We start from the raw sequence: 6,131 nt of genomic DNA, 5'->3' as shown, positions 1-6,131 counted from the left end.
CGTAACGGGCACGATCGACCTGCCCAAGGACAAGGAAATGGTGTTGCCTGGGGATAACGTGGCGATGACGGTCAAGCTGATCGCCCCGATCGCCATGGAAGAGGGCCTGCGCTTCGCCATTCGCGAAGGCGGCCGTACCGTGGGCGCCGGCGTGGTTGCCAAAATCATCAAGTAAATTACTTGTCATAGGCGAAGGCTTCGCGCCTTCGCCGTTCGTTCTTTAGGAAACACCATGAAAAACCAGAAAATCCGCATCCGCCTGAAGGCGTTCGATTACAAGCTGATCGATCAGTCCGCAGCCGAAATCGTTGAAACCGCAAAACGTACTGGCGCGGTTGTGCGCGGTCCGGTGCCTCTGCCGACGCGTATTCGCCGCTACGACGTGCTCAGTTCGCCGCACGTCAACAAGACGGCTCGCGACCAATTGGAAATGCGTACCCATCAGCGCCTGATGGACATCGTCGATCCTACCGACAAGACCGTCGACGCCCTGATGCGTCTGGACCTGCCGGCCGGTGTCGATGTCGAGATCGCGTTGCAATAAGCCGCTCTACTGCGCTTGCCGCGGTTGAAAAAACGCCATGTAAGTGATACATGGCGTTTTTTTTGCCTACCCGGTTCCTGGGATAAAGCGCCTGCTTTTGGGTCGCCATGCACGCGGCGGGATAGCGTGGAAATGGCCTTTTCTACGGTATGCTGGCGCATGTTTGCCCTGCGGTTCCGATTCGGGATTTGTAATGTCCATTGTTGACAGTCTTGCCTTCTACCTGGTTGCCGTGCCCGCCGTGCTTATCGTGGGCATTGGCAAAGGCGGCTTTGCTGGCGGCCTGGGAATACTTGCCGTGCCTCTCCTGGCGCTAGCCGTTTCGCCGCTGCAGGCAGCCGGCATCATGTTGCCGATCTTGTGCGTCATGGATATTGCGGGCGTGCGCGCCTGGCTGCATAAGTGGGATAGGGCGCTCATGCTCAAGCTGCTGCCTGGCGCCATCGTCGGCATTGTGGTGGGAGCGCTTACCTTTCAGTTCGTCAATGAAGAGTTTATGAAGATGCTCATTGGCCTGCTGGCCTTGATTTTTTCGCTGAACTACTGGCTGAAGGGCTGGATGAGGAGCCGGCCGGGATTGCGCCTGCCCGACCGCGTCGGCGCTAGTCTTTGGTCGGGCGTATCCGGCTATACCAGCTTCGTCGCCCATGCGGGAGGCCCGCCGCTCATGATCTACATCCTGCCCAAGAATCTGGACAAGAGCATCATGGTGGGCACCATCACCATCTATTTCGCGGTGGTCAACTACGTGAAGCTCATTCCCTATGCGCTATTGGGTCAGCTCGATACCGAGAACCTGTTGACCTCCCTGGTGCTGGCGCCGGTTGCGGTGGTCGGCGTCAAACTGGGTGTCTGGATGCACGACCGTGTCGACGCGCAGGCCTTCAATCGCCTTATGTATGTCTTCCTGTTCTTTGCGGGGCTGAAGCTGACATGGAGCGGCGGGGTGCTGCTGCTAGGTTGATACCCTCTTTGCCTCTGACACTTTTCAGCCGCGCGAATAAGCCAGTTTGCCCGCTACATACACCGCCCGGGTCGCGCGGTCGTCGGCCATGGTCATTTGCACGAACAGGGCGTCTTCGAGCGATTCGCAATAGTTCATGCGAAAGTCGATGATGGGCGTCGACTTCATGTCGAGCACCAGCAGGTCGGCCTCCATGCCTGGCGCGATGGAGCCGATCTTGTCTTCCAGGTACAGCGAGTGCGCCGCGCCGCGGGTTGCCAGGTAGAAGGCCTTGGGCGCCGAAAGCGAATAATGGCCGAACTGGCCGATTTTATAGGCTTCGCCCATGGTCCTGAGCATGGAAAGAGTGGTGCCGCCGCCGACGTCGGTGGCCAGTCCGGTGCGAATGGCCTGGGCGGGCGCTTGCGGCTGCCTGGCCCGGGTGAAGTCGAACAGGCCGCTGCCCAGAAAGCTGTTGGAGGTGGGACAGTGCGCGACGGCGGAGCCGCTTGCGGCCAGATGCCGCCATTCTTCTTCCTGCAGATGCAGGGCATGGCCGAAAACGGCGCGCGGGCCGATCAGGCTGTAATGGGCGTAGACGTCCAGGTAGCCGGCGCGTTCGGGGAACAGGCTTTTGACCCATTCGTTTTCCTGCAGGGTCTCGGCCAGGTGGGTTTGCATGTAGGTGCCGGGATGCTTTTTCCATAGCGCGGCCGCGGCCTCGAGCTGGGCGGGTGAGCTGGTGGGGGCGAAGCGCGGCGTCACCGCATACGAAAGGCGACCCTTGCCATGCCATTTGGCAATCAAGGCCTCGGACTGGTCGTAGCCGGATTGCGCCGTGTCCAGGAGGGCGGCGGGGGCGTTGCGGTCCATAAGCACTTTGCCGGCAATCATGCGCATGCCGCGCCGGGTGGCGGCGTGGAATAGGGCATTGACTGATTCGGGGTGAACCGTACAGTACACGGCGGCCGTGGTGGTGCCGGCACGCAGGCATTCCTGCAGGAAAATGCCGGCAACGGCGGAGGCGTGTTCGGAATCAGCGAACTGCTGCTCGGTGACGAACGTGTATTTGTTGAGCCAGTCGATGAGCTGGGCGCCGTAGCCGCCGATCATCTGTGTTTGCGGATAATGGACGTGGGTGTCGATAAAGCCGGGCAGGATGAGTGCATCGGGGTAATGCACCGGCTTGAGCCGCCCGAGCTGCGGCTTCAGGCTGGCGTAGTCGCCGGCCGCCGTTATTTTGCCGTTTTCAACGAGGACGAGTCCGTCGGACTCATAGCGCATGGAGGCCTGGTCGCCGGCCTGGAACGGGTCGGCGACGAAGGACAGGGTGGGGCCGCGCAACGCAAGGCGCCCGGAAACGGGTGGCATGTAGGCTCCTGTTGGCTTTTGGCAATCGACAACTATACGAGATTAACGCCTTGTTCATAGGTGAAAACAACAGCGCTAGGGTTTTTCCGTATGCTTGGCTTGCCTGCTGGTGTCAACCCATGTTAAAGTGCTAGCTTAACCAAAAAAATCTTTTGGTTTTATATGTATGAAAATTAGCCCCGACCAATCGCAGTCGGGAATGGAGAAAATGATGTCGAACTCGACACCTACGCCTGCCGCGCATCGGCTGGGGCTCGTGGGGCGCAAGGTTGGCATGACCCGTATTTTTACCGAGGAAGGCGAGTCCATCCCGGTAACCGTGCTGGACGTGTCGAACAATCGCGTTACCCAAGTCAAGTCACCAGAAATCGATGGTTATGCGGCCGTGCAAGTAGCCTACGGCAGCCGTCGCGCCTCGCGCGTGACCAAACCCGAGGCCGGGCACTATGCCAAAGCCGGCTCCGAAGCCGGTAGCATCCTCAAAGAATTCCGTCTCGACCCCGCCAAAGCCGCTGAATTCACAGCCGGCGCTGTCGTGGCCGTCGAAAGCGTATTCGAAGCGGGCCAGAAAGTGGACGTAACCGGCACGACGATTGGTAAAGGCTTTGCCGGCACCATCAAGCGCCACCACTTCACCTCGCAGCGCAATTCGCACGGTAACTCGCGTTCGCACCGGGTTCCAGGTTCCATCGGCCAGGCGCAAGACCCCGGCCGCATCTTCCCTGGCAAGAAAATGGCGGGCCACCTCGGTGACGTCACCCGCACCGTTCAAAATCTTGACATCGTCCGTGTCGATGCCGAGCGCGGTTTGTTGCTGGTCAAGGGCGCTGTCCCCGGCCACAAGAATTCCGACGTCATCGTGCGCCCGGCCATCAAGATGTCCGCCAAGAAAGGAGCCTAAATATGGAACTCAAGCTCCTGAATGACCAGGGCCAATCCTCGTCCACCGTTGCCGCTCCCGACACCGTTTTTGGTCGCGACTTCAACGAAGCGCTGGTGCACCAGATCGTCGTCGCCTTCCAGGCCAATGCCCGCAGCGGCAACCGCGCCCAGAAAGACCGCGCCGAAGTCAAGCACAGCACCAAGAAGCCATGGCGCCAAAAAGGCACGGGCCGCGCTCGTGCCGGTATGACTTCCTCGCCCATCTGGCGTGGAGGCGGTCGCGCGTTCCCGAATTCGCCCGACGAAAACTTCACCCAGAAGGTCAACAAGAAAATGTATCGCGCCGGCATCCGTGCGATTCTTTCGCAGTTGGCTCGTGAAGACCGCATCGCCATCGTCGACAGCTTCCAGCTCGATACCCCCAAGACCAAGCAGGCTGCGGCCAAGCTCAAGGGCATGGGCCTCGAGTCGGTGCTTATCATCACCGACGTGCTCGACGAAAACGTTTACCTCGCCACCCGCAACCTGCCGCATGTTGCCGTGGTCGAACCGCGTTATGCCGATCCGCTGTCGCTGATCCACTACAAGAAAGTGCTGATCACCAAGCCGGCTATCGCTCAACTCGAGGAGATGTTGGGATGAACGCCGAACGCTTAATGCAAATTATCCTCGCTCCGGTCGTGACTGAAAAAGCCACGTTCGTTGCCGAAAAAAACCAGCAAGTCGCTTTCCGTGTCGCAGCTGATGCTACCAAGCCTGAAATCAAGGCGGCCGTCGAGCTACTGTTCAAAGTCGAAGTCGAGTCCGTTCAGGTTCTGAACCAAAAAGGCAAGCAAAAGCGCTTTGGCCGTTTCATGGGCCGCCGCAACAACGAGCGCAAGGCTTATGTCTCGCTCAAGGACGGCCAGGAACTCGACTTTACGGAGGTGAACTAAATGGCACTCGTTAAAGTCAAGCCAACCTCGGCGGGACGCCGCGGCATGCTCAAGGTGGTAACGCCCGGCCTGCACAAAGGTGCGCCGCACGCTCCCCTGCTCGAAAAGCAAACCCGTGGCTCGGGCCGTAACAACAACGGCCACGTCACTGTCCGTCATCGTGGCGGCGGTCACAAGCAGCATTACCGTCTGGTCGACTTCCGTCGCAACAAAGACGGCATTCCTGCCAAGGTCGAACGCCTCGAATACGATCCCAACCGTACTGCGCACATTGCCCTGCTTTGCTACGCCGACGGCGAACGTCGTTACATCATCGCTCCTCGTGGTCTCGAGGTTGGCGCAAGCCTGCTGTCCGGAACCGATGCTCCCATCCGCGCCGGCAACACGCTGCCCATCCGCAGCATTCCCGTTGGAACCACCATCCACTGCATCGAAATGCTGCCTGGCAAGGGCGCCCAACTGGCGCGCTCGGCTGGCGCATCGGCTGTCCTGATGGCTCGCGAAGGCGTCTATGCTCAGGTTCGCCTGCGCTCGGGCGAAGTCCGCCGCGTCCACATCGATTGCCGCGCAACCATCGGTGAAGTGGGCAACGAAGAACACAGCTTGCGTCAAATCGGCAAGGCCGGTGCTGTCCGCTGGCGCGGTATTCGTCCTACGGTGCGTGGCGTCGCCATGAACCCGGTCGATCACCCGCATGGTGGCGGCGAAGGCCGTACAGGCGAGGGCCGTGAGCCGGTCAGCCCATGGGGCACACCGGCCAAGGGCTACAGGACTCGTCGTAACAAGCGCACGGACAACATGATTGTCTCGCGTCGCAAGCGCAAGTAAGGGGCGAACCAAATGGCACGTTCAATTAAAAAGGGCCCGTTCGTCGATGCGCATCTGATCAAAAAGATCGATGCCGCCGTCGAGGGCAAAGACAAGAAGCCGATCAAAACCTGGTCGCGCCGTTCAACCATCCTGCCCGAGTTCATCGGGCTGACGATTGCTGTGCACAATGGCCGCCAGCACGTTCCCGTTTACATCAACGAGAACATGGTCGGTCACAAGCTCGGCGAGTTCGCCCTGACCCGTACCTTCAAGGGTCACGCGGCGGACAAGAAGTCGAAGAGGTAAGTGATGGAAACTACTGCAATCATTCGTGGCGTCCATATTTCCGCCCAGAAAACCCGTATTGTCGCGGATCTCATCCGTGGCAAGTCGGTGGCTCAGGCGTTGAATATCCTGACGTTCACACCCAAGAAAGCCGCGGGCATCCTCAAGAAAGCGCTTGAGTCCGCGATCGCCAACGCCGAGCACAACGACGGCGCCGATATCGACGAACTCAAGGTCACCACGGTCTACGTGGACAAGGGCCAGTCGATGAAGCGCTTCTCCGCCCGTGCGAAGGGCCGTGGCAACCGTATCGAGAAGCAGACCTGCCACATCGTGGTCAAGGTCGGGGCTTAAGGAGTCG

At 59.8% G+C, this 6,131-nt stretch carries 10 protein-coding genes; 9 read left to right on the top strand and 1 reads right to left on the bottom strand.

Annotated features, from left to right (window positions below):
- The 3 genes from VNT00_RS14960 to VNT00_RS14950 all read left to right on the top strand — a co-directional run.
- Positions 1-175 (top strand): EF-Tu C-terminal domain-related protein (locus VNT00_RS14960; protein ID WP_491700826.1); only part of this gene is annotated, 175 nt, incomplete at its 5' end.
- A gap of 57 nt (positions 176-232) precedes the next feature.
- Entirely contained in the window at positions 233-544 is a 312-nt protein-coding gene (gene rpsJ / locus VNT00_RS14955; RefSeq protein ID WP_113932175.1) for a 30S ribosomal protein S10, read from the top strand.
- A gap of 193 nt (positions 545-737) precedes the next feature.
- Entirely contained in the window at positions 738-1,508 is a 771-nt protein-coding gene (locus tag VNT00_RS14950) for a sulfite exporter TauE/SafE family protein (RefSeq protein WP_325588864.1), read from the top strand.
- Between the two features lie 24 nt (positions 1,509-1,532).
- Here VNT00_RS14950 and guaD read toward each other — a convergent pair whose 3' ends face one another.
- Positions 1,533-2,858 carry a guanine deaminase gene (gene guaD, locus VNT00_RS14945; RefSeq protein ID WP_325588862.1) on the bottom strand — a complete coding sequence of 442 codons (1,326 nt, stop codon included), beginning with the start codon at positions 2,856-2,858 and terminating at the stop codon, positions 1,533-1,535.
- 211 nt (positions 2,859-3,069) lie between these two features.
- Here guaD and rplC point away from each other — a divergent pair, with 211 nt between their 5' ends.
- From rplC to rplV, 6 genes are read left to right on the top strand one after another with little or no spacing between them, the layout of a single operon-like run.
- On the top strand, positions 3,070-3,759 hold the full coding sequence (gene rplC, locus VNT00_RS14940; protein ID WP_325588860.1) for a 50S ribosomal protein L3: 690 nt from the start codon (positions 3,070-3,072) through the stop codon (positions 3,757-3,759).
- Between the two features lie 2 nt (positions 3,760-3,761).
- A complete protein-coding gene (gene rplD / locus VNT00_RS14935) occupies positions 3,762-4,382 on the top strand; it encodes a 50S ribosomal protein L4 (protein ID WP_325588858.1) in 621 nt (206 codons plus the stop codon).
- Complete coding sequence (gene rplW, locus VNT00_RS14930; RefSeq protein WP_325588856.1) at positions 4,379-4,675, top strand: 50S ribosomal protein L23; 297 nt, start codon at positions 4,379-4,381, stop codon at positions 4,673-4,675. The genes rplD and rplW overlap by 4 nt, the downstream gene beginning before the upstream one ends.
- A complete protein-coding gene (rplB, locus tag VNT00_RS14925) occupies positions 4,676-5,503 on the top strand; it encodes a 50S ribosomal protein L2 (protein WP_325588854.1) in 828 nt (275 codons plus the stop codon).
- 12 nt (positions 5,504-5,515) lie between these two features.
- A complete protein-coding gene (gene rpsS, locus VNT00_RS14920) occupies positions 5,516-5,791 on the top strand; it encodes a 30S ribosomal protein S19 (protein WP_325588852.1) in 276 nt (91 codons plus the stop codon).
- 3 nt (positions 5,792-5,794) lie between these two features.
- Positions 5,795-6,124, top strand: a complete 330-nt coding sequence (gene rplV / locus VNT00_RS14915; RefSeq protein ID WP_227683226.1) for a 50S ribosomal protein L22 — start codon at positions 5,795-5,797, stop codon at positions 6,122-6,124.
- Positions 6,125-6,131: the final 7 nt, after the last annotated feature.

Source organism: Eoetvoesiella sp. (assembly GCF_035555955.1).
In the GTDB taxonomy this organism is placed as follows: domain Bacteria; phylum Pseudomonadota; class Gammaproteobacteria; order Burkholderiales; family Burkholderiaceae_B; genus Eoetvoesia.
The sequence above is the reverse complement of the archived record's forward strand: the minus strand, read 5'-3'. Positions and strand labels throughout refer to the sequence as shown.

Coding starts and splice junctions, on each gene's coding strand:
- rpsJ (WP_113932175.1), top strand. CDS start 233: ATGAAAAACCAGAAAATCCGCATCCGCCTGAAGGCGTTCGATTACAAG.
- VNT00_RS14950 (WP_325588864.1), top strand. CDS start 738: ATGTCCATTGTTGACAGTCTTGCCTTCTACCTGGTTGCCGTGCCCGCC.
- guaD (WP_325588862.1), bottom strand. CDS start 2,858: ATGCCACCCGTTTCCGGGCGCCTTGCGTTGCGCGGCCCCACCCTGTCC.
- rplC (WP_325588860.1), top strand. CDS start 3,070: ATGTCGAACTCGACACCTACGCCTGCCGCGCATCGGCTGGGGCTCGTG.
- rplD (WP_325588858.1), top strand. CDS start 3,762: ATGGAACTCAAGCTCCTGAATGACCAGGGCCAATCCTCGTCCACCGTT.
- rplW (WP_325588856.1), top strand. CDS start 4,379: ATGAACGCCGAACGCTTAATGCAAATTATCCTCGCTCCGGTCGTGACT.
- rplB (WP_325588854.1), top strand. CDS start 4,676: ATGGCACTCGTTAAAGTCAAGCCAACCTCGGCGGGACGCCGCGGCATG.
- rpsS (WP_325588852.1), top strand. CDS start 5,516: ATGGCACGTTCAATTAAAAAGGGCCCGTTCGTCGATGCGCATCTGATC.
- rplV (WP_227683226.1), top strand. CDS start 5,795: ATGGAAACTACTGCAATCATTCGTGGCGTCCATATTTCCGCCCAGAAA.